This window comes from Lentilactobacillus sunkii DSM 19904 (assembly GCF_001435575.1).
Taxonomy (GTDB): Bacteria; Bacillota; Bacilli; order Lactobacillales; family Lactobacillaceae; genus Lentilactobacillus; species Lentilactobacillus sunkii.
Genome location: NZ_AZEA01000001.1, coordinates 97,544 through 119,906 on the forward strand (window position 1 = coordinate 97,544; position 22,363 = coordinate 119,906).

Annotated in this window: 22 protein-coding genes and 1 tRNA gene; 3 read left to right on the forward strand and 20 right to left on the reverse strand. The window is 39.8% G+C overall.

Annotated elements, in window-relative coordinates:
* Nucleotides 1-366: 366 nt before the first annotated feature.
* Nucleotides 367-440: transfer RNA gene (locus tag FD17_RS00480), tRNA-Arg, on the forward strand.
* A 143-nt stretch (nucleotides 441-583) separates the two neighbouring features.
* Here FD17_RS00480 and FD17_RS00485 read toward each other — a convergent pair.
* From FD17_RS00485 to FD17_RS00520, 8 genes are all read right to left on the reverse strand, one after another.
* Nucleotides 584-1,123, reverse strand: a complete 540-nt coding sequence (locus FD17_RS00485; RefSeq protein ID WP_057822668.1) for a dUTPase — start codon at nucleotides 1,121-1,123, stop codon at nucleotides 584-586.
* A 9-nt stretch (nucleotides 1,124-1,132) separates the two neighbouring features.
* Nucleotides 1,133-2,074 (reverse strand): hypothetical protein, encoded by a 942-nt coding sequence (locus FD17_RS00490; RefSeq protein ID WP_057822670.1) that lies wholly within the window; start codon nucleotides 2,072-2,074, stop codon nucleotides 1,133-1,135.
* Nucleotides 2,067-2,948 carry a hypothetical protein gene (locus FD17_RS00495; RefSeq protein WP_057822672.1) on the reverse strand — a complete coding sequence of 294 codons (882 nt, stop codon included), beginning with the start codon at nucleotides 2,946-2,948 and terminating at the stop codon, nucleotides 2,067-2,069. Before FD17_RS00495 ends, FD17_RS00490 begins: the two co-directional genes overlap by 8 nt.
* A 196-nt stretch (nucleotides 2,949-3,144) precedes the next feature.
* A complete protein-coding gene (locus tag FD17_RS00500; protein WP_057822674.1) occupies nucleotides 3,145-4,785 on the reverse strand; it encodes a peptide ABC transporter substrate-binding protein in 1,641 nt (546 codons plus the stop codon).
* Between the two features lie 179 nt (nucleotides 4,786-4,964).
* Entirely contained in the window at nucleotides 4,965-6,308 is a 1,344-nt protein-coding gene (gene glnA, locus FD17_RS00505; protein ID WP_057822676.1) for a type I glutamate--ammonia ligase, read from the reverse strand.
* Between the two features lie 16 nt (nucleotides 6,309-6,324).
* Nucleotides 6,325-6,735, reverse strand: a complete 411-nt coding sequence (locus FD17_RS00510) for a MerR family transcriptional regulator (protein ID WP_057822678.1) — start codon at nucleotides 6,733-6,735, stop codon at nucleotides 6,325-6,327.
* 83 nt (nucleotides 6,736-6,818) lie between these two features.
* Entirely contained in the window at nucleotides 6,819-7,751 is a 933-nt protein-coding gene (gene miaA / locus FD17_RS00515; RefSeq protein ID WP_057822680.1) for a tRNA (adenosine(37)-N6)-dimethylallyltransferase MiaA, read from the reverse strand.
* Nucleotides 7,748-8,494, reverse strand: coding sequence for a glycerophosphodiester phosphodiesterase (locus FD17_RS00520; RefSeq protein ID WP_057822682.1), 747 nt, complete (start codon nucleotides 8,492-8,494; stop codon nucleotides 7,748-7,750). The genes miaA and FD17_RS00520 overlap by 4 nt, the downstream gene beginning before the upstream one ends.
* 100 nt (nucleotides 8,495-8,594) lie before the next feature.
* Here FD17_RS00520 and FD17_RS12980 point away from each other — a divergent pair, with 100 nt between their 5' ends.
* Nucleotides 8,595-8,771, forward strand: a complete 177-nt coding sequence (locus FD17_RS12980; protein ID WP_070367998.1) for a DUF3042 family protein — start codon at nucleotides 8,595-8,597, stop codon at nucleotides 8,769-8,771.
* A gap of 83 nt (nucleotides 8,772-8,854) precedes the next feature.
* On the opposite strand, the gene FD17_RS00525 is transcribed toward FD17_RS12980, so the two are convergent.
* The 7 genes from FD17_RS00525 to FD17_RS00550 form a co-directional block, all read right to left on the reverse strand.
* Entirely contained in the window at nucleotides 8,855-9,235 is a 381-nt protein-coding gene (locus FD17_RS00525) for a rhodanese-like domain-containing protein (RefSeq protein ID WP_057823155.1), read from the reverse strand.
* Between the two features lie 67 nt (nucleotides 9,236-9,302).
* A complete protein-coding gene (locus FD17_RS00530; RefSeq protein ID WP_057822683.1) occupies nucleotides 9,303-10,289 on the reverse strand; it encodes an ROK family glucokinase in 987 nt (328 codons plus the stop codon).
* Nucleotides 10,264-10,503 carry a YqgQ family protein gene (locus FD17_RS00535; RefSeq protein WP_057822685.1) on the reverse strand — a complete coding sequence of 80 codons (240 nt, stop codon included), beginning with the start codon at nucleotides 10,501-10,503 and terminating at the stop codon, nucleotides 10,264-10,266. Before FD17_RS00535 ends, FD17_RS00530 begins: the two co-directional genes overlap by 26 nt.
* 42 nt (nucleotides 10,504-10,545) lie before the next feature.
* Complete coding sequence (locus FD17_RS00540) at nucleotides 10,546-11,208, reverse strand: rhomboid family intramembrane serine protease (protein ID WP_057822687.1); 663 nt, start codon at nucleotides 11,206-11,208, stop codon at nucleotides 10,546-10,548.
* Between the two features lie 19 nt (nucleotides 11,209-11,227).
* Nucleotides 11,228-11,782, reverse strand: a complete 555-nt coding sequence (locus FD17_RS00545) for a 5-formyltetrahydrofolate cyclo-ligase (protein WP_057822688.1) — start codon at nucleotides 11,780-11,782, stop codon at nucleotides 11,228-11,230.
* Between the two features lie 78 nt (nucleotides 11,783-11,860).
* A complete protein-coding gene (gene rpmG, locus FD17_RS12985; RefSeq protein WP_013727979.1) occupies nucleotides 11,861-12,010 on the reverse strand; it encodes a 50S ribosomal protein L33 in 150 nt (49 codons plus the stop codon).
* A gap of 116 nt (nucleotides 12,011-12,126) precedes the next feature.
* Complete coding sequence (locus FD17_RS00550; protein WP_057822690.1) at nucleotides 12,127-14,178, reverse strand: peptidoglycan D,D-transpeptidase FtsI family protein; 2,052 nt, start codon at nucleotides 14,176-14,178, stop codon at nucleotides 12,127-12,129.
* A gap of 128 nt (nucleotides 14,179-14,306) precedes the next feature.
* Between FD17_RS00550 and FD17_RS00555 the strand changes: the two genes are divergently transcribed.
* Nucleotides 14,307-16,985, forward strand: coding sequence for a YfhO family protein (locus tag FD17_RS00555; protein ID WP_057822692.1), 2,679 nt, complete (start codon nucleotides 14,307-14,309; stop codon nucleotides 16,983-16,985).
* Between the two features lie 62 nt (nucleotides 16,986-17,047).
* Here the strand turns inward: FD17_RS00555 and FD17_RS00560 are convergent, their stop codons facing one another.
* The 5 genes from FD17_RS00560 to pheT all read right to left on the reverse strand — a co-directional run bounded on the left by FD17_RS00560 (nucleotide 17,048) and on the right by pheT (nucleotide 22,363).
* Nucleotides 17,048-17,365 carry a HesB/YadR/YfhF family protein gene (locus FD17_RS00560; protein ID WP_057822694.1) on the reverse strand — a complete coding sequence of 106 codons (318 nt, stop codon included), beginning with the start codon at nucleotides 17,363-17,365 and terminating at the stop codon, nucleotides 17,048-17,050.
* 231 nt (nucleotides 17,366-17,596) lie between these two features.
* Nucleotides 17,597-18,070 (reverse strand): transcription elongation factor GreA, encoded by a 474-nt coding sequence (gene greA / locus FD17_RS00565; protein ID WP_057822695.1) that lies wholly within the window; start codon nucleotides 18,068-18,070, stop codon nucleotides 17,597-17,599.
* A gap of 22 nt (nucleotides 18,071-18,092) precedes the next feature.
* Nucleotides 18,093-18,767, reverse strand: a complete 675-nt coding sequence (gene udk, locus FD17_RS00570; RefSeq protein WP_057822697.1) for a uridine kinase — start codon at nucleotides 18,765-18,767, stop codon at nucleotides 18,093-18,095.
* Nucleotides 18,768-18,786: 19 nt separating this feature from the next.
* Complete coding sequence (mltG, locus tag FD17_RS00575) at nucleotides 18,787-19,908, reverse strand: endolytic transglycosylase MltG (protein ID WP_057822698.1); 1,122 nt, start codon at nucleotides 19,906-19,908, stop codon at nucleotides 18,787-18,789.
* A 43-nt stretch (nucleotides 19,909-19,951) separates the two neighbouring features.
* Nucleotides 19,952-22,363, reverse strand: coding sequence for a phenylalanine--tRNA ligase subunit beta (pheT, locus tag FD17_RS00580; RefSeq protein ID WP_057822700.1), 2,412 nt, complete (start codon nucleotides 22,361-22,363; stop codon nucleotides 19,952-19,954).

The window sequence follows — 22,363 nt, forward strand, 5'->3', positions numbered from 1 at the left end:
AAAAAAACAACCGCTACCCACGGCTGTTCTTTTATTTTCGTTGAGCTAAATGCTTGCCATTCTCGCGCATGGTCGTTGAAGAATTGGTAAAATACTGGATAATTCCACAGACAATGAAAATAAATACAATAAAGATTACAAATCCCACAACTTCCACCTCCTATTGACGTGGCAGCTTTTCACTGCACAATTTTATTATCATGCTTTCTGTGGATTGCTTCAAATTATTAGTTTAAAATGGGTGAATATTTAATAAAAATGCAACATATTTAAGGAAATCATAATGTTTTTGACTGATTGAGCCAATTATGCTGAATAAACATTGACTACCATGTGAATATTTCATATAATTGTTATTGTTGATTTGTCGCAATAGCTCAGCTGGATAGAGCAACGGTCTTCTAAACCGTAGGTCGAGAGTCCGAATCTCTCTTGCGACATAACATCGGGATCAGTCCCGTTAGCCTTGGAACTAAAGGCTAACGGGACTTTTTTTGCATTATAAATACAAACTCTTCATCATCTAGTGACAATGCAGGAGAGTCAATCGGTTAGGATTTAACGCTCCTGCATTGTTTAATCATTAATAATTTTCATCTTGGCGATCTTCGTTAATTTGGTTCTTTTCATTAAATGCATTTTCGATCTCTTCTTCAGTATAGCCAAAGTCAACTAACCCAAACTTTAGAAAAAGTCGCCAAGAATGGTTGAAACTGTCACCACTATGGTTGAAATAAGCGTCAAACAGCATTCTCTTCAATACCAAATACTGTTTATCCAGGTTGTCTTCTTTTTTGAACTTCTTGATTTTAGCTAAATCATCCTGAGAATTCAAAACAAAGTGGTTCCAATTTTTTAGGTTCGAAATCAATAAGTAAAAGTCCATTGCATCAACATACTCATAAAGCAGTGTCTGGCGTGGCGTTTTGTCGGGATCACTCTTGCCCCGATGCACTTTCCAAACTTTAAACCACTCAGACGTGTTGGCCATCTCGGCAAGTTCGACATCCAGTGCAACAAAAGCGTTCTTAACACGACCGTCGTTTGACCAGTGAAGCTGCTTTTTAGATTCAATTTGGCGGTTCAGATAAACTGATGAAGCAATCAAAGCTTGTAAATCCATGAATAACTCCTATCCAAAAATAATCTTGTTTGAGAGAATTTCCAACTGCTTTTTATTATCCAAATACCAATCTTTGATGAATGGGTAGTCTAATAACAGGTTCAGCCAACTTTCTTTTTGATCGTTATCATGGATATCAGCACCCCACTTTGGTCGATCTTCATTACCAGCGTTGAACACTGTCAACTTAGTATCGTTGTCCAAGGTTAAAGCAGCCCCACCATTTTCACCAGACATTAAAATATATTGATTGTCAGCTGATTTGACGAATAGTTCATCTAAAATTGGTTCTGGAATCTTGCCGGCAGCAAATTCATAAAATTCACCATTAACACCATCAAGAACATTGAAGTCAATCTTGAAGCCAAAGTTTTCTTTCAGGACTTCAGCAGCTTGAATCATGACTTGCAATGCCTGCTTAATTGCAGAAACTTCCAGCCCTTCCAAATCGACAACGAAATAGTCAATCAAAGAAGAACCGTGGAACATTAGTTCCTTATTCTTAAGGTTGAGATAGAACAAGGGCCGGTTGTGGGCAGTTGGTCCAAAGAAGAAACCAGCCGGATTTTTGGTCGACTTGGTGAAGGTAAATGTATTATCACCCAGTGATCCAAATTTGCACAGGAGTTTTTGAACATGCTCAGCATTTGAAATACCAAATCCGTTGGCGTTATTTGACAACTTCAATAAACGTTCAAAGAAAACCAACTGAACATCTTCATCTGAAAACTGATGTGGAAATTCTACAAAGTCAGTGTTGAGTTGATAATTGGTCAGCTGAACGGCCGCAGTCAATAAATCTGGCAATTCCGTGGTCTGATTCAAGCTCTCAAATGCCTTGACATACTTGGTACCATTATCCAGTCCAGCTTGGATTGAGCCAGTGTAATTGTTCAAAAGCTCCGTTGTAGTTAAAACTTTCTTTTCTGTTTCATTATTTTCATTACTCACCGTCAGTCACCTGCGTTTCTTTGCTCAAGCTCTGCAAGTATTTGGCGTACAAGTTGTTATTGTTATCAATAAATGCTTCAAAACTGCCAAACGAAGCCCGAATATTTTGTTTTTCCAAATTATAAATTGTCTCTTCTTTTGATAAAGCCAAAATTTGATTTTCGTTTTTCTTGATTTCTGCTCGGCCATCAGAAGCTTGTTCATCAATGTTGGTCAATTCCAATAAAGCGTTTTGAAGTTGCTGATGCTCTTCCTTCACTTTTCCTGCTTCCCAAGGCATTGGTGATTTCTCTTCATTTTCTTTGATCTGTTTTCGAATTTCTTCTTTGCGCTGATCACGTTTATTTTGATCTTCAATTAGTTGGGTTAATTTTTCGTTCTTTTGACCCAATTCACGCATCTGGTCGTCATTGACCCGTTTGTTTTGAGCTTCGAGTTCAAATGATTTTGATAGCGTATTATATTCGTCTTCGGCAAAATTGAACTGGACGTTAATGGCGTCCAATTCACCGAACATTCGATGATCCCACCAATTACCGAAGTAGATATTAAACTTACCCAAATCATATTCGTGGTAGTAGAAGAATGGATATGTAGTGCCTAAATAGTCAATGAGTTTATTACTCAAATGATGACTCAACTGAGTCTTTAGATCGGCAGCCAAGCCAAAAAAGTTAGCTTTTGGCTGGTCAGGCTGTTCACCCTTCACTTCAGTTGCAAAACGGTTTGGATCCATTAATTCATAGACTTTTAAATCATTGCCATCTTTGATCGAATCATTCAGGTCGGACAAATATTTCACTTTTTCGCTAAGGGCGGAAGATAAAATAGTGTCATTTTGGCTGAATGGATCGTTTTCAATTTTGTTATCCATAATATTGCCTCGTATTCCCCTTATTTATACATTTAATGTTATCTGAAAAACGTACATAAATAAAGGGTTAATCGCATTATTTATGAAAGATTTTCAAAAAACATTAGAAACTTATCCGTTATGTCCAAATAAACAACAAAATCATATCAAAAAAGATCGGACAATAGAATTATCCGATCTTTGAGAACTGAGAAAATTATTTGACGACGTAAACATTCTTGTAGTTATAAGTGGCACCAGCTGTGTTATAAATGATTCCCTTTACCTTACTGCTGAGTAAGTTTTTACTTGCTGATTGATAAAGCGGTGTAACACCCTGATTTTCTAGCAGAATATTTTGAGCTTTGGTGAGGTCGTCAAATCGCTTGTCAGGATTTCCGGCGTCAGTTGTTGATGATGCCTTGATTAATTTGTCATACTGTTTGTTGGACCACTGTGGGACATTGCTTGGGTTTCCTGATGTCAGGATGTTCAGGAAAGTAATTGGATCGGCAAAGTCGGCATACCAGTCGCCCATAGTGACTTCGTAATTATGGGATTTTTGTCGTGAAAGCAATGTTTGGAACGGAATATTACTCAAACTCACTTTAAGACCAGGCAAATTCTTTTCAAGTTGTGACTGAAGATATTCGCTGACCTGTTTTTGTGCGAATTCGTCTGAACTTAACAATGTGAAACTCATTTTTGTAATGCCAAGTTCTTTAAGCCCTTCCTGCCAAAGTGCCTTTGCCTTGGTTGGATTATATTTTAACGAATCTGGTTTGGCAGTTGTAGCAGTGAAATCTTTACCAGTTTTGGGGTTAATTGAAAGGCCTTTTGAAACAAAACTTTGAGAATTAAATGAGCCATCACCCAAAATTTTCTTAGTCAACTGGCCGCGATCAATTGCCATTGAAATTGCTTCTCTGATCTTGAGATTCTTAAACAATTTCTTTTTTTGGTTAAAGGCCAGATAGTAACAACTTGATGTTTCTCTTGTTACCATATCTTTATTATTTTTCAGATTCTTTGCCAATACCCCGGACAAGCCAACATACTGCAGCTTATCCGTCTTGAATTGATTGTAGCCCGTCGATGGATCCTTTGTAACTTGATAATGAAGCTTGTCGAGCTTAACCTTCTTGCTGTCCCAATACTTTTCATTCTTAGCCAGCGTCCAAGTCATCCCAGTCCCATTCCACTTGGTTAACTTGAACGGACCGTTGTAAACCATATCGGAACTCTTGGTACCATAATTCTCACCATATTTCTCAACGACCTTTTGGTTTTGTGGGAAAAACAGTGGGAATCCCATTAACAGCTTGAAGTAAGGAATTTTCTTTTCCAGCGTTACAACCAGCTTATACTTACCATCTGCCTTAATTCCTAAGGTTTTGTAAGATTTTTTGTTAGCCTGAATTGCGTCAGCGTTCTTAATCCCAGAGAATAAATAACCATATTGTGATGCTGTTTTTGGATTAACGGTCCTTTGCCATGAATAGACAAAATCGGCTGCAGTGACCGGATCACCGTTACTCCATTTTGTTCCCTTTCGAAGATTAAATGTGTATTGCAAGCCATCTTTCGAGATCTTTGTTTTGGTTGCCAATGCATTTTCGATCTTACTGTTTTTTCCCAATCGATAAAGCCCTTCATCAACATTATTCAACACTTCAAACGTTTGGACCGAAGTAGTTTTGGAAAGATCCACCGTGGAAAGTTCCGAACTGACAGCTGTCGTAAATTCCTGCTTGGCGGCCAGCTTTCCCGAACCGCTTTTTTGAGACGAACAACCGCCTAATAACAGTGCAAATGAAATAACCAGCCCAACTTTTAAACTTTGGTAATTGCTTGACATAAAATAACACCCCTTAATAGGAAATTAGAAGCCAACAAATATTGTTACATCTTAATTATATTTCAATGAGAGAACCTTTGTATACAAAAAGCTCACAACAGTACACTTATCGTGCACCACTGTGAGCTTTCAAAAAACAGTTACGCTCTTAATCAAGTGCGGGTAATTTAATTTTCAGCTTAATACTTTTCGAGATATTGATCACGTTCCCAGCCTGAAACTTGAGTGCGGTATGAATCGTATTCAAGATTCTTAGCTTCGATAAAGCTGTTGTACAAATGCTCACCCAGTGCCTTCTTCATTGTCTCGTCTGCTGACAAGTCTTTCAAAGCATTGTGAAGCGTATCAGGTAAGTTGGTAATATGACTCTTTTGACGTTCCTCAGCATCCATACGATAGATGTTACGATCAATGCTGTGTTCAGGTTCAATCTTGTTGCGTAAACCATCGAGACCCGCTTCCAAAACACATGCAATTGCAAGATATGGGTTAGCAGTAGGGTCTACAGAACGTAATTCCAAACGAGTTGAATTGCCACGGGCACTTGGTATACGAATTAATGGTGAACGGTTTGAGCCGGACCATGCAACATAAACAGGGGCTTCGTAACCTGGAACAAGACGTTTGTATGAGTTAACGATTGGGTTACATACAGCAGTAAATGAACGAGCATGCTTCAGCAAACCACCAAGGAAGTAATAAGCTTCTTGAGAAATTTGAAGTTCACCATTTTCATCATAGAATGTATTGCCTTTGTCGTTGAATAATGACATGTTCAAATGCATTCCTGAACCGTTGATCCCACTGAGTGGTTTTGGCATGAAGGTTGCGTACAAACCATACTTGCGGGCAACAGTCTTAACAACCAGCTTGAATGTTTGGATATTATCAGCAGCTGCCAAAGCATCAGCATATTTGAAGTCAATTTCATGTTGGCCTGGAGCAACTTCATGATGGGCAGCTTCAACATCAAAGCCCATTTCTTCAAGTGTCAAGACAATTTCACGACGACAATTTTCACCTAAATCCATTGGTGCCATGTCGAAGTAACTTCCCTTATCATTCAAATGTAAGGTTGGTTCACCGTTTTCATTCATCTTGAACAGGAAGAATTCTGGTTCAGGACCGATGTTAAATGAGGTAAAGCCGGCCTTCTTCATATCACCAAGGACACGGATGAGGTTGTTACGAGGATCAGCTGCATATGGTTCACCGTTTGGACGATATACCTGACAAATAACTCGGGCGATCTTGCCGCGGTCAGTACTCCATGGGAAGATCATCCATGTCGATAAATCAGGGTACAAGTACATATCACTTTCTTCAATTCGAACAAAACCTTCGATTGAGGAACCGTCAAACATCAATTTATTGTCAAGTAATTTATCAAGCTGAGTTATTGGAACTTCAACGTTTTTGATTGTTCCAAATAAATCAGTAAACATTAAACGTAAGAACTTAACATCCTCGTCCTTTACCATGCTGCGAATATCATCTTTTGAATAATTATGCTTTGTAGCCATCTGTCCATCGCTCCTATCAGTGATTTAATTTATTTAAATTGTTCAAATTATTCGGATCTTCAAATGACGAAGAAGGCGGCTTCAGTCCGCCAATGTTGAGAAACTCATCTTGAAGAATTTTCCTGACATCACTATCAGTGAGACCCTTCTCGAGGTTGTGCTTCCGTTCATTTTCCAACTGAGATTGCTTTTTGTACACCTCACGAATTCCGGAAATATTGAGACCATCATCTAAATAATCTTTAATTTCCAAAAGCCGATCGACATCATTCAACGAATACATTCGTCGGTTTCCTTCGTTTCGAAGGGGCTTGATCAATTCCTGCTGTTCATAATATCTGATTTGTCGTGCAGTCAAGTCAGTCAGCTTCATAACGGTTCCGATCGGCAAAACTGACATTGAACGCCGTAATTCCTTCTCTCGCATTGTTCACCTCCTAAATTCTTGTATTCATAATACCATTCACAAAATCAAAGTCAAGGGCAAATGTTACATTTTATGACATGTGCTTATTTTTTCGCGCTGGCTAGCCATTCAGTGACATCGTTTTTGATATTTTCCAACGTATTTGGGTACTCAACCAGGTTATACCAATTCGGTTTGGGCTGAGTTTTGTTTCTAAACCAGGTTAACTGTCGTTTTGCGTAGTGTCTGGAGTCTTTTTTGATGAGATCTACAGCATCATCCAGGGCCATCCGCTGTTCAAAATAAGGAAACAGCTCTCGGTAGCCGATTCCCTTTCCAGATTGGAATTCCTGCCCACCCTCATCATACAAGTGTTGGGCTTCATTCAATAAACCAGCCTTTACCATTTGATCGACACGTTCATTGATTCGTTGATAAAGCAGGGAACGATCAGTCGTCAGCCCAATTACAAATGCATCGTATTGATTCTTGGCATTTTGCTGGTCAGAGAATCGATGACCGGTTTTTATGTAAACTTCCAGTGCCCGAATGACGCGCCGAACGTTGTTAACAGGAATCCCTGCAGCAGCATCCGGATCGACTCTATTCAATCTTTGATGGAGGATTTCATTCCCATCCGTCTGGGCTTCATTTAGCAGCTGCTTTCTAAGATGATCGTCTTGGTATTCATCGCCGCCAAGTTCCAGTCCTGACAATAATGCTTGGAGATAAAATCCGGTACCGCCGACAATGATTGGCAATCGACCTTCTGCTGTGATTGTCTGGATGAGTTTTGAGGCTGCATCGACAAAATCAGCAACTGAAAATCGTTCATCAATCTGTCGAATATCAATCAGATGGTGTTTGACCCCATCCATCTCAGTCTTTGTAACCTTCGCAGTCCCAATATCAAGTCCCTGATACACCTGCATTGAATCTCCTGAGATAATTTCACCATTAAATTCGTGAGCAAGTTTGATTGACAGAGCTGTCTTACCTACAGCTGTGGGTCCAACAATTGCTAATACTTTTATCATTCGATCCCCTCCCTCATTTCTGTGCGGACTTGAACCGCCCTTGCAGGAAAGTCCGTAATGATTGCCGCCATGTTGCGTTCAAAACAGTACTGCATATCTTCGGTGGAATTGACAGTCCACGGACGGAGGTTTTGAGCGGGAGCAAAAAATGGATGGCGTTTGATCCAGCGAATATCAGGATGGAAGTCACTGATTAGATGATCTTTTTTCAATGATTTAGCTTCCTTTGCAGCAGTTTTGAACAGTTTTGCCCCAGCAGCTTGTGGATCAAGTCGGTTAAGGATTTCCAAAGAATGGGCATTGAAACTCGAATAGATTAACTGAAATGGGTAATTAATTGAAGCAAAGTAATCAAAAACGGCCTTTTCAATTCCCGGATATTGAATCTTGTTTGTTTTTAATTCCAGATTAAAGATTCCGGAAAAATGATCACGAATGAGTAATTCAACAACTTCTTGAAGCGTTGGCACAGTTGTTCCCTTGAACTCTGGACTAAAACGAATGCCGGCATCAAGATGTTTAATTTCCGCGAGATTTTTATCGACAATTAGCCCTGATCCGTTTGTAGTTCGATCAACGGTTTCGTCATGCATGATGATGAGATGGTTGTCTTTGGAAAAATGCACATCGGTTTCAATCCCATCGGCACCATCATCCAGTGCAGTTTGAAATGAAATCAATGTGTTTTCAGGCCGAGTGCCTTTACTGCCTCTGTGAGCAATAATTTTTGTGTCTATTTTCACGATAAACTCCTTTAAATACGATTATTTAGTCAATTAACTAGATATTCAGAAAAAAATAAAGCATAATGAATGTATAAACGAGTATTGGAGGGTTTAGAATATGAAACATTTTACTAATGGACTCATCGTTGGTGTTCTTGGAACTGTTGCCGCCGGAGTTGGTGCCCTTCTGACATTCAAAAAGTCAGTTGTTGACCCAATCGAAGATGAAGAGCAAAAGTTTGAAGATAACCGTAGAAAGGCAATGCGTAAAAGTCGTGCTGCCCACCATGGATAATCAGGTATCCATCTAATTAATTGAAATTTAATTTAAAAATAGGACTATGAACAAAACATCGTTTTGTTCATAGTCCTATTTTATCAATAATTGCTCTTTTTTTCTTTACCATTCCAGCCTTGATAACCACTTTTTAAGATATAAAGGTCTTTATAGCCTTGTTTACTTAAGAAAAGGGCTGCTCGCTTGCTGATCGTTTTGCCTTGATCATACATGTAAACTGGCAAATCCGGCCGGAGCTGAGTGTAAAAGTTCTTAATGGTTGAATAAGGCATGCTTCGGGCACCTAAAATATGGCCGTCTTTAAAATTCTTTTGTTCACGTAAGTCAATGACTTGGGCTTTTCTCATTCCCTGTTGAAATTCGTCATTCTTCAAATATTTTGCGGCTTGTTTAACCCGCATATTTTGAAAGATCGTATAACATCCCCACGCGATCAGAATCAGAACCAAAATGACGGTCATGACCGTATTTGCGTTTATTGCGCCAATTATCAACTAAAACATCCTTCTTTCTCTCTCTTAATACGAATTAATTTGTTGCAAATGGTTGGTTATTTCTAAATTGGAGTGCCAGCGATGCAGCCCCGATGACACCGGCATCATTTCCAAGCTGAGCCAACTTCAGTCGAGTAGAGTCACGAACTGATGGAAAGGCATTTTCTTGGAAGTATCTGGTTGTTGGTTGGAGTAACGTATTGCCGGCATTTGAAACACCACCACCGATAATAATATTTTCCGGATTAAGAGTATTCCCAATGTGTGAAAGCGCCAAACCAAGATATGAACAAACCCGATCAACAATCTGGTTTGCCAAAATATCACCATTATCAGCTAAGAAGAAGACCATCTTTGATGACAAGTCCTCATCTCCATCGATTAATTCTTTGATCCGAGAATGACCTGTAAAGGTTTTAGCCATATCTTTAGCAATATGGACAACTCCGGTGGCAGAAGCATATTGCTCTAAGCAACCTCGCTTACCGCAAGTACACTGATAGCCGTTTGGAACAACGGTAATATGGCCAACTTCACCAGCCCCGCCATTAATTCCATGAACAAGTTTTCCGTTGGCAATAACACCTCCACCAACACCGGTTCCCAAGGTAATAAAGACAACATCTTTAGCTTTGTCGCCAGCACCTTTCCAGTATTCGCCAAGTGCAGCACTGTTCGCATCGTTATCAATAATAATTGGTAGATTAAGGTTGGCAGAAATCGTTGCACCAACCGGTTGCACGATATCCCATCCAAGATTATACGCACCAACGACTGTCCCTTTTTCACGATCAACTGCGCCTGGAGTTCCCATCCCAATACCATAGAAATCTTGGGCGTTGTAATCTTCTTTTCTCATTTGGTCACTAATTGATTTGATCATATTTGGAACGATGTGGCTACCGTGTTCACTAATATCGGTTGGGATCCGCCATTTAGCGAGAATGTTTCCCTTTGTATCAATAAATGCAAACTTGGTCGTGGTTCCACCCAGATCAATTCCGATTAATTTCTTTGCCAATGTAATTCCCCCTACCTTCTTGTTTTTCTTCAATCCGATGTTCTCGGGTCAAAATTAATTTTGCATGAATAAATTCGTCATGACTGATCAGCTTGGCTTCATGGAGATGGTCCAACTCCAACGCCATGACTTCAATGTCCCAAAGTCGTTTACCGACATATACATAAATATCGAATTTTTTCAGCAGTTGTTGAACGTCATACAGCGTTTTCATTATCTCACATCCTTAATCAAATTTGTAACGAATTTACAAAATTTAGAATTTTGCCTGCATACCTATTGTAAACAAAACGAAAGCGATTACAACCAGCATGATTGCAGAGATTATTCGTTTTGTTAAGCTGGTCTTCGAAAAACCGACCCCGGTAACATACGCAATAAGGAATCCGCCCACCAAGCCACCGAGATGTCCGGCAATATCAATTCCTGAAACAAATATGTCCGTTGCAATATTCAACACAATAAACAATAAGAAAGTTTTAGCCATCGAAACAATTGCTGGATTCTTGGAAAAACTTTCCCCAAGCATCATAAATGCGCCAAATAGGCCAAAAATTGCGGTACTGGCACCGGCTGATAAACTGGGTGTAAAAGCAAAACTACCCAGATTTCCCAGGATCCCGGACACAAAGAAAATAACTGCAAAACGCCAGTGACCAAACAATTCTTCCACATACTGACCAATGAAATACAATGTAATCCCGTTCATTAATATGTGAGTGAACCCAATGTGAATGAACATTGGGGTGATTAAACGCCAATATTGACCAGCCCGAATGAGTGGATTATACTTCGCTCCAAATTCTACCAGTGTCACTGGATTTTCTGTGCCGCCCATCAAAGACATGACTGCAAAAACCAGCACCATGACTCCAAGGAGTAGGTATGTGATATAAGGCTTATCCCGTAAACTACTCATAACCCCTCCTGATTATTTATTAATAGATTATTTTATTCACTTTAACATCAAAATCTTCGACATTCCAGATAGGCTCATCAAAGATTTGAACAGATGTTGCCAGGGCGATGCTCGCACCTGTGAACCCCTTCAAAAAGCGATCGTAAAATCCGCCACCGTATCCAATTCGATAATGATCCTTGGAAAAGGCCAAACCAGGCACAAGCAAAGTGTCCAGTTGATTCTTAGCTAACACATTTCCACCAACCGGTTCAATCGTTCCAAACTTTGTCTGTGACAATTTGGTATCATCGGTTAGCTGCACAAACTCCATCTGTCGATGAGGCAATGTTCGGGGAACAGCCACCTGGATATGATGGGTCAATGCCCACTGAATGATTGGCTGGGTATCCAACTCATCATCCATACTCAACGTAATTCCCAACGTCTTACTTCTTGCAAACTGAGGATTGGTAAACAGACTCTCATACAAGCGAGTTATCTCTACTTGGTTATCCGGATCCTCCAAAAAATCATGGAGCCGGGCAATTTGCTGTTGGCGAATTACGGATTTTGTCTTATTGATTTCAGTCATTCATATCACCTGATTAATGAACCCCATGAGTAAAGAGCTCTTTTGTATATAAAAAAGGTTTGGGTAATTACCCAAGCCTTATTTGGTTTCTCGATGTAATGTTACTTTACGCTCGCGTGGGCAATACTTTTTAAGCTCCAAACGGTCGGGATTGTTTCGACGGTTCTTGCTAGATAAGTAAGTACGTTCGTGGCATTCAGTACATTCCATTGTAATGTGTACTCGCATGGAATACTACCTCCAAACTTTTTTATAAAATAGCTAGTCTAATAGCCTCAACTTAAAATATTTTATCATCAATTCTGCCAAATTACTAGGAGAAATTGGATAAATGTTAAGTGTTTTTACTTAACAGTTGAAGTGGATTCGACAGTCTTCCAATATGCAGAATAAATTTGTTTAGCAAGCTGCATGTTGTTGCTTTCGGCATTTACGCCCAAATTAGGCATTGCCAACGCAACAACGACTTGCGGATGACTCGAAGGAGCATATGAAGCCAAACTCAAGGTAACTGTCTCATTGCCATTATAGAAAGTCTGAGCAGTACCGGTTTTAGCAGAAATCTCGGGCTTGATCGTATCCAACTCGCCACCGGTTTTATAAGTGTTAGTCCCGTGAACAACCCGGTACAATCCAGTTTTAACAACATTCCGTTCGGCTTTTGTCATATCAATATGGTTAAGGACTGTTGGCATGACAGTTGCTTTAACTGTTCCCAACTTACCGTCCTTACTGGTTCCCCGAATGGCCTGAACAACGTGTGGCTCAATTCGATAACCACCATTGGCAATTGTAGACATGTACTGGGCGACCTGCATAGTTGTATAGGCATCATAGTTTCCAAATGAAAGATCCAGTGCACTACCGATGTGACTATATCCACTCTTTCCTTGAAGACCGGTTGACTCACCAGGAATATCAATGCCGGTCTTCACACCCAATCCAAACTGATTAAAGTAGCCACGCATTGTATTAAAGACGCCCGGTTTCATTGTTAAGGCGCCACCTTCAACATAGTTAAAGTGGCCTTCTTTCATCGCCAACTGCATCATGTATGAGTTTGATGAAACTTGAAGTGCATCACTGGCATCAACTGAAATATTTGCATGACCATTATGGTTAAACCAGGATGACTTCTTAACCCCACCAGTGGTAATTGGCTGATCAGTTAAAGTACTGTTTGTTGGTGTAATAACATGATCCATCAAGGCTCCGGAAACCATCGCACCTTTAACAACAGATCCCATAACAATTGAACTATTGATAGTCCCTAAAATGTTGTCGGTAATTTTAGAGGTCTTAGGATTTCGGTCAACCCCGGCCATTCCGATAATTGCACCATTGTTTGGGTTCATGACGACAGCATAAGTTCCTGTCGAATTACCACCCGCACCAGATTCAGCTGAGTGGACCAATGACTGCAGCTGTTTCTGGAATTTGGCATTAATCGTCAATTGGAGATTATCCCCTTTTTGACCACCATACTTTTTAATTTCTTTCTTGATTTGATTATCACTATTTAAAACAATTTGCGTTTGAGATTTTGTTCCACGAAGCACAGGTTCATATTGGCGTTCCAAATAACTTTGACCAACGCTGTCATTTCGAGAATAACCTTCTGCCAGTAATTCATTCACGCGATCGCTTGGAAGCCCAGTCTTTTCATTAGAAACGGTCCCGGTAATTCCTTGAATTGCCCGACCGTTTGGATAGTTTCGACTCCAACTGGTTCCAACGTTAACCCCAGGCATGTCAGCCAAGTGTTCACCAACCATGGCAACTTCCTTGGTTGAAACATGGTCATCTTTTATGTTGACTGTTGAGAGTTGATAAGCGCCGCTCATTTTGGCAAAAATTGTAGCAGCATTCTTAGTTGCAGCCGAAAATGAAGAAGCAGGATATTTTTCGACTTTGTCCACGGCTTTATTGTACTTTGCATCTAATGAATAATTGCTGATACCAGGAATGGATTTTTCAACTTTGGCCAGATTACTCTGATCTGATAAATAATAATCGGCGAGCTGTCGATGAGTCAGACTGCCGGTGGAAACCGTCACGTATTGTGCCAGCTTATTGGCTGTTTTGTACATATCAGACGTTAAAACATTGACACCTTTGGTATAAATAATTGCTTGATGCGCAGAATTTCCAACCAATACATGTCCGGTGGAATCAAAAAGCATTCCTCGCTGAACGTTTCCGTTTACAACTGATGTATCTGACCGATTAACTTCAGCTTTGAATTTCGATCCATACATGACCTGTAAATATGCTAATTGAGTCAGAAGTGCAACAAATAAAATTCCGACAACGATGAAGATGATGTTGATTCGAAAAGGTAATGAGGCAGCCTTTCCTTTGTTCGTTTTCTTGTTTCGTTTTTTAAAAATTTTCACAATATTAACTCCTTGCCATGGAACTTATTCTATCAAATTTTTCAAACAAAAACTAGAACCGGTAGTCAATCTTTAACTTATTATGATATTCTATAGGTTGTTAATCACTATTAAAAAGGATGTAGATTATGAAATCAAAGAAGATTACCAAAATTTCCATATTAGTTCTGTGCTTCTTAGTACCAGTCCTAATTTCTACAAGTTACTTTATTTTCCGTCACTTCGCACCATTTGGAAACTCGTCGGTAATGACCGTGGATCTCGGCCAGCAATACATTGATTTCTATACGAGCTTCCATGACACCTTATTACATAGTCCAAGCGGCTTCTTGTTTTCGTTCTCCAAGGCGCTTGGTGGTGACATGATGGGAACTTGGGCATATTATTTAATGAGCCCGCTTAACCTGATAATGTTGCTGTTCCCGCTTTCCAAACTTCCAAGTATTTTGGGAATCATCACGATTCTGAAGTATGGTTTGGCTGGATTAAGCTTCGGTTACTTCCTTATGAAGGTCACCAAGCATGCCAGCTGGGCAGTCATCGGCTTTGCTGCTTCATATTCCATGATGGGCTGGATGGTTGCCAATCAGTTCAATATGCTCTGGACCGATGTCCTGTTCGTTCTGCCGTTAATTTTCCTTGGCTTGTTCAAAATATTAAAAAACCAATCAAGTGCCCTATATATTGTGAGTTTAACTGCAATGTTGATCATGAATTACTATATGTCATACATGGTCGCAATTTTCCTCACCCTGTTCATGTTTATTTATTGGGCGGCTAAGGCACTTCCCGTAGAAAATCAAACATCGGCAAAAGCTGTTTTAAAATGGCTTAAGGCATCAATTCTGAGTGGTATTTTGGCTGCCTGGTTGTTGGTTCCAACTTTCTTCTCGCTTCTTGGAAGCAAAACCCAATATTCCAAGGGCCAATACAAAATCAAATTTGAATATAATCCTCTGGATATGTTGGGTAAGTTCTTCAATGGTTCGGTAAACTTCAACGAACTACCGGCCGGAACAGCCAACGTATTTGTTGCCAGTGTTGTTCTGATATTGTTTGTCTATTACTTCTTTATACCAACGATTAAAAGAAACGTGAAAATAGCCAATTTATCACTGACAGCATTCATGATTCTCTCCATGTGTTTCCAGCCGTTGGACTTGTTCTGGCATGGGATGCAGTTGCCAGTCTGGTATACTTTCCGGTTCTCTTATCTATTCTCATTCTGGATGATTCTCACTGCTTTTCAAGCCTTCCTCCACATTTTGGATGAAGGGATCAACTGGAAAGGATATCTGATAACCGCCGGAATTATGGCACTGGGCGTTCTCTACGTGGAACTTAGATGGAAACATCTTGAATACATGCGTCATTTTGACTTCCTTTGGGGATGTGTTTATCTGGTTGTTTCACTTGGAATTATTGTTTTTCTCGGACTTTATCGAAAGAACATCGTCTTGGCAATGACTCTGGCTGTGTTGATGAGTGGCGAAATGGCGCTGAATATGGTTACGTCGCTTAATCATTTGGATTATTTGAAAACAAGTAACTACACCGCCTTTGAACGGGTCCTCAGAAACCATGTCGACAAAATTAAACAAAAAGACAAAGGATTCTATCGGATTGGATCTACCTTCTCCCGTACCAAAAACGATGCATTTACCGGTAACTACAACGGCGGCTCAATCTTCTCGTCAACACTTGAATCAGATACTTCACAATTCTTCAAAAATATTGGTCAGCCAAATGGTGATTCATTTGTACTTTATTCAAACGGAACAATGTTCACCGACTCACTGCTGAACATGAAATACTATATGAGTCATCAAATTCCTGAAACCAATCCAAATAAGAAGCCTAAGAAACAGTTGTTGACAACGATGACCAGAAAACCCGATTACAACAACTATAATCTATTATCACAGGATGCATTGATTGGAACTTATCGTAACCCTTATGCAGTGCCAATTGGCTTCTTGACACCAGAGGCAGGAATGAAGCAAAATTCAATTTCTAAGAGCCCAATCACTTACCAGAACAAGATTGCCCATCGATTAGATCCAAGTATCCACAATCTGTTTGAACCGGCTAAATATACTGATATTCGATACAACAATATCCAACCAATTTCTCAACTGAATAATGCAGTATTAAAAAAGAAAAATCTGCTTGAAATGTCTTATATTATCTTCACGGTTCCAATTGAAAAGAACACTTCTTATTACATGACTTTAGGAACTGAAATCAACAAAGGCAATATCTCTATTTCCGTTGATGGTCAGTCACAAACGCAATTTACGCCATCTGAAAAGACGATTATCGCTAACATTGCAACTGGAACAACCATTAACACGACTGCCAATGTTCAGATTTTTGTTAACAAGAATAATGCGCTCCTCCAGGATGTTAAGCTCTATAAAGTTCATAACTCTAAGATCGCCAAGTTCTCGAAAGACTTGAACTCACGACCATATAAAGTTACAAAATGGAATAACCATCAGTTGACCGGTACGGTTGATGTAAAGGCCAACAATCAATCATTAACAACCACCATTCCATTTGAAAATGGCTGGACTGCCAAGGTTGACGGCAAGTCAGTTCAGCCTAAACGATGGGCTAAGATGTTCACGTATATTCCAATCAGCAAAGGTCATCACAAGGTTGTATTTACCTACTGGCCTGAAGGAATTAAGACTGGTATTTTAATTACCGTCTTTGGCTTGGCATTCATTGGAACAGAATTTGTCCTAAAACGTCGAAAAAAGCATCAATCGTCAAAGTCAGATAATGTCTCTAACGATAAATAACTCGTTACATTAAAGGACTGGAAATCAAATTGATTTCCAGCCCTTTTTTCTAATGATCTGATTTATTTATCAAGTTCACCATTTGGTGTATACGTGTAAACGACATTCTCCGGATCTTTATCAGGCACAAAGTCCACTGTTAAGTCAAACCCGATAAAGAACCAACGGTCATCCTCATCAACGAAATAAGTAATGCCGTCTTTTTCAGTTTTGGTATAAGTTTCACCGGGAGTATCGTCACGTGTTAGCGCTAAAGAAAATCCCTCATGCACAGGAGTCTTTCCATAAACTTTTCCGTAGAATCGAACACCATTTCCTTCACCCAATCCCATTTCTGATTGGAACCATTTGCTTGCAGAATCAGTAACTTCAATTTTCATTATTATGCCACACTCCTAAAGTCTGTGTTTGTATTCGCTTACAATCGATTATAACATCATTGTTGTATTTCACAAACAATATGGTAAGCCCCGAAAAACCTGTCCCTGACAGAAAGCTCTCAAATGGGAATATAGCCACGTTATCGGTAATTTACTTCACAAAAAAGCAGCCACCAAAATAATTTTGATGGCTGCTTTTCACATATTGCTGATAATTAAATTTAGTGCGTGCTATTCAACTTTTGTTATTTTAACTTTCATCGTTCCTGCTGGAATTGGAATATTAACTTCTTCATTCAAGCGGTGACCAATGAGCCCTTTAGCAATTGGTGAATCATTGGAAATTTTACCAGACAATGGATCTGCTTCTGCAGCCCCAACAATTTGATAAGTTTCCGGATCTTCATCAGGCAATTCTTTAAAGGTTACTTTCTTTCCCACTGTGACTTCATCTTTGTCGCTATCGTGTGAATCAATGATTTGAGCATACTGCAACATATGTTCAATTGTCGTAATTCGACTTTCAAGCATACTTTGTTCATCTTTGGCAGACTCGTATTCTGAGTTTTCAGATAAGTCACCATAACTTCTTGCAATCTTAATTCGTTCCACTACTTTGGGTCGTTGATTTACTTTAAGGTCTTCTAATTCCGCCTTAAGCTTATCGCGACCTTCGGCAGTCATTGGATATGTGTCTTCAGCCATTTGATAAATTCCCCTTTTATATTTAAATTGTTGAATCAAAGTTGTTCTTAATCTCTTTATTGCCACGGTGTATCAAGATTGAACGCATCTTAGTGGTTAACAGGTCAATTGCGACTTGATTTTCTCCACCTTCCGGTACAATTAAATCGGCATAGCGTTTCGTAGGCTCAACAAATTGATGATACATTGGTTTGACCGTCTTCAAATATTGATGAATGATATTATCCAAGGAACGACCACGCTCTTTGGTATCTCGTTGAATTCGTCGAATCAGTCGAATATCATCATCCGTGTCAACAAATACTTTAATATCCATTAAATCACGTAAACGCGGATCGTCAAGGATTAAAATGCCTTCCAAGATAATAACTTCGCGTGGCTCCTGATGAATGGTTGCATCACTACGAGTAAATTGTCCGTAATCATACACTGGCTTCTCAATTGCTTCATAGTTGAGCAACTGCTTAATTTGCTCAATTAACAGATCAAAATCGAATGCCATTGGATGATCATAATTTACCTTTTTGCGTTCATCCATACTCATTTCATCCTGATTATTATAATAAGAATCCTGTTGGATAATTGTTATTGAATAATTGGATAATTGATCAAAAATCTTTCGCGCAACGGTGGTTTTACCGCTTCCTGAACCACCTGTAATCCCGATAACGACCGGACGTGTTTTGTGAGTTGACATGTGAAATGATCCCTCTTCATTAATTATTGTCAGATGTATGTTTTGCGATCTGTTCTTGATGCTCCGCATAAGTCTTTGAGTAATATACCTTTCTGGTCTTCGTATTGGCAACGAAGTACAAATAATTTTTTGACCTGTCCATTGGATGAAGCACCGCACTCATGGAACTGATGCTTGGACTGTCAAATGGGCCCGGTCCAAATCCGGTGTATTTGTATAGATTATAAGGTGAATTGCTCTGCAAGTCCTTATTTGTCAACACTTTGTTGTTACGATGAATTGCATAAAGGACAGCAACATCTGATTGAAGCGGCATATTAATGTCAATTCGATTCAGCAGGACTCCAGCCATTTTACGGCGGTCCGTTTGGTTGACGCCCTCACGCTCAATCAATGATGACAGTGTCATAAATTGCTGCATGTTCATTCCGGACTTTTTAATCTTACTCAGATGAGGTGTCACCATTTGATTAGTCTTGGCAACCATTTGGTTAACGAGTGATTTCAGTGAAGTATTCTTCTCAACCTCATAAGTTGCAGGATACAAATATCCCTCAAGTCGATAACGCACGTTTTTGGCTTTCATTGCTGACTTCAATAAATTAGGATAACGCTTGGCTAATTGGCTAATGTATGTCTGATCTTTCATCAACTTAATGAAGTCGTTTTTTGAGAAATCAGTTGAGATCGCAACTTGGGCCGCAATTTGATCAATATTAGCCCCCTCACGAACCAAAACCTTTCCTTTTGTACTTTGGATTGGCTGATCGGTTCCGCCTTGTTGCAAATGTTTGGCAATGCCCTTTAAGCTCATCGATGGCTTAAGCTGGTAATAACCAGCTCGAAAGTTGGCCATGTTATTTGACTTAACGTAATAGTCAAAGACCATCCCACTTTTTACAATTTTTTTGTTTTGAAGGATTGAACCGATTTGCTTATTTGAAGCACCAAGTGGAATATGCACCTGGGTCACATTTGTGTCACGCGGGTTGAGTGGTTTTAGAGCATCTTGGAAATATCGATAGCCCATAAAGCCAATCGTAGCAGCTAAAATAACCAACAAGGTAATTACAGAAATAATAATTCTCCGCCCGAGACTTTTATTGGGTTTGGGGTTTCGTCGACTTGAGTCATCACTCATGAGAAGCTCCTCCTATCTTTTCAATTTAATTATAGTTTCCAAATTATCTAATTTCTGCATTTAAGTCAGCTGTTAAACGTTTTTTAATCTTTTCAAAGGCTGTGTTGACAACCTCGTCTTTGAGAGTTTCCCGTGGATCAACGTACGTGAGTGAATAAGCCATCGACTTCTTGCCTTCTGGAACGTTTTCCCCCTGATAAACATCAAAGAGTCGAACTCGCTTCAAGAACGCACCGCCGCGTTTTGTCATAACTTCCAAGATTTGACTATTGGAGACATCCTGACCAACCACAATTGAGATATCACGTTTAATTGATGGATACTTTGAAATTGCCTGGTACTGATCGTCATTCTTAGGTAAATCAATCAATTCCTGCATATTTAATTCAAAGCCATAAGTTTCCTTGATCTTAAATTTCTTTGCAATCCGCGGATGAATTTGACCAAGAAAGCCAACATTGTGACCGTGAATCGAAATATTCGCTGTTCGACCTGGATGCATTTCCGGATATTGGTCGGTAGCACTGTATTCAATATCACCCTTAACGCCAAGGTTAATCAAAAATTGGTTAACAATTCCCTTTAATTGGAAAAAGTCAACGGGCTTAACGTGGTTGTTCCAAAGTGGATCGGTCAGGTTCCCAGTGATAACACCGGCGATATGTTCAACTTCTTTGGGACGGATTTGTTCAGCACTGTCCTTATAGAATACCCGACCAGTTTCGTAAAGTGCAACGTCGTCAACTTTATGAGCATGGTTATAGGCAACATCATCAAGCAAGCCGGAAAGCATGTTCATTCTCAAAACAGAATGATCCTGGGTCATCGGCCAAAGCAAATTGGTTTCAAAGCTGTCTTGCATTAAGAACATTTTTGCTTTTTCGGGCGTCGTTAATGAATATGAGATTGCTTGAGTCAATCCCAAACCTTCCAGAGCGATCCGTGAAGCTCGCTGAAGTTTCTGGGTTGGTGTCAGAACACCAATGCTTTGACGGCCAGTTGGTAAAGTGGCAGGCAAATTGTCGTAACCATAAATTCTTGCTACTTCCTCATATAGGTCAGCATCTCTAAAAATATCCCACCGGCGAGCTGGAATCGTTACATTCAGACCATCTTCATGAGTTTCGCTTGAAAAGCCAAGTCGATCAAAAATATTTTTAATTTCATCTGTACTCAGTGAAGTCCCTAAAACATGATTGGTTCTTTCAGCTGTGATGAAAATTGTTGGCAGCTCAGGATGATATTCACTTGCCGTAACAGTTCCTTTGGCAATCTGACCACCAGCCAGCTCTTTAATCATGCTTACCGCTTCATCTACGGCATCTTGGACACCATCAGGGTTAATTCCCCGTTCGAAACGCTGAGAGGCTTCTGAGTGCAGATTGTGCCGTTGAGCGGTCTTTCGAATTTTGAAAGAATCAAAAATTGCCGACTCAATTACGACATTAGTTGTCTGGTCGTCAATCTGGGTGTTAAATCCACCCATGACACCGGCTAATGCGATTGGTTTGTTCTTGTCGGCAATGACCATGTCGTCAGTTGAAAGTTCACGTTCCTCTTCATCAAGAGTCGTTAACTTCTCACCTTTAGCGGCCATACGGACAGTAATTTCGCCGTCGATTTTATCTTTGTCAAAGGAATGCAACGGTTGGCCATACTTCAACAAAATATAGTTGGTCACATCAACAACGTTATTGATGGGCCGAATGCCGGCATTCCAAAGCACAATCTGCAGCCATGAAGGACTGGGAGCAATCTTAACACCTTCAACAACTCTTAACTTGTATGTTTTTGCAAGCTTATCGTCAGCGGAAGCCTGGATGATTTGGTTGGCATCCAATGATTCATCTTCGTTGACAACCGGTTTTTTGATTTCTGGCTTTTGATCATAAATAGCTGCTAAATCATGAACCGTTCCCAGGATACTTAACATATCACCACGATTGGGTGTGACATCCAAGTCAATGATTGGATCATCCATTCCCAGGTATTTGTAAATTGGTTCACCAACCGGAACATCGTCGTCGAACACATAAATACCATCAGCCCATTCCTTTGGAACAACGTCTTTACTGAAGCCGATTTCATCCAATGCACAAATCATTCCGGATGATTCAATACCACGCATCTTTGATCGTTTAATTTTGACATTGCCGCCGATTCTAGAATTAGGTAAAGCCACAATCACTTTTTGGTCAACATCGACGTTAGGTGCGCCACAAACAATTTGAAGTGGCTCGTCTTCTCCCACATCAACTTGGCAGACATGCAGATGGTCTGACTCGGGATGCTTGGTCATTGATAGAATATGGCCGACAACCAGCTTTTTCAAACCGTCTTCTGCGACCTCCACAGAATCAACTTCAACCGCTGTCCGTTCGATCTTTTCAGCTAAATCCTTAGCGGGCATATTCAGATCCAAATATTGTTTAAGCCATTTGTAAGAAACTTTCAT

Coding starts and splice junctions, on each gene's coding strand:
- FD17_RS00485 (WP_057822668.1), bottom strand. CDS start 1,123: ATGGATTTACAAGCTTTGATTGCTTCATCAGTTTATCTGAACCGCCAA.
- FD17_RS00495 (WP_057822672.1), bottom strand. CDS start 2,948: ATGGATAACAAAATTGAAAACGATCCATTCAGCCAAAATGACACTATT.
- FD17_RS00500 (WP_057822674.1), bottom strand. CDS start 4,785: ATGTCAAGCAATTACCAAAGTTTAAAAGTTGGGCTGGTTATTTCATTT.
- glnA (WP_057822676.1), bottom strand. CDS start 6,308: ATGGCTACAAAGCATAATTATTCAAAAGATGATATTCGCAGCATGGTA.
- FD17_RS00510 (WP_057822678.1), bottom strand. CDS start 6,735: ATGCGAGAGAAGGAATTACGGCGTTCAATGTCAGTTTTGCCGATCGGA.
- miaA (WP_057822680.1), bottom strand. CDS start 7,751: ATGATAAAAGTATTAGCAATTGTTGGACCCACAGCTGTAGGTAAGACA.
- FD17_RS12980 (WP_070367998.1), top strand. CDS start 8,595: ATGAAACATTTTACTAATGGACTCATCGTTGGTGTTCTTGGAACTGTT.
- FD17_RS00525 (WP_057823155.1), bottom strand. CDS start 9,235: ATGACCGTCATTTTGGTTCTGATTCTGATCGCGTGGGGATGTTATACG.
- FD17_RS00535 (WP_057822685.1), bottom strand. CDS start 10,503: ATGAAAACGCTGTATGACGTTCAACAACTGCTGAAAAAATTCGATATT.
- FD17_RS00540 (WP_057822687.1), bottom strand. CDS start 11,208: ATGAGTAGTTTACGGGATAAGCCTTATATCACATACCTACTCCTTGGA.
- FD17_RS00545 (WP_057822688.1), bottom strand. CDS start 11,782: ATGACTGAAATCAATAAGACAAAATCCGTAATTCGCCAACAGCAAATT.
- rpmG (WP_013727979.1), bottom strand. CDS start 12,010: ATGCGAGTACACATTACAATGGAATGTACTGAATGCCACGAACGTACT.
- FD17_RS00555 (WP_057822692.1), top strand. CDS start 14,307: ATGAAATCAAAGAAGATTACCAAAATTTCCATATTAGTTCTGTGCTTC.
- FD17_RS00560 (WP_057822694.1), bottom strand. CDS start 17,365: ATGAAAATTGAAGTTACTGATTCTGCAAGCAAATGGTTCCAATCAGAA.
- greA (WP_057822695.1), bottom strand. CDS start 18,070: ATGGCTGAAGACACATATCCAATGACTGCCGAAGGTCGCGATAAGCTT.
- udk (WP_057822697.1), bottom strand. CDS start 18,767: ATGTCAACTCACAAAACACGTCCGGTCGTTATCGGGATTACAGGTGGT.
- mltG (WP_057822698.1), bottom strand. CDS start 19,908: ATGAGTGATGACTCAAGTCGACGAAACCCCAAACCCAATAAAAGTCTC.
- pheT (WP_057822700.1), bottom strand. CDS start 22,363: ATGAAAGTTTCTTACAAATGGCTTAAACAATATTTGGATCTGAATATG.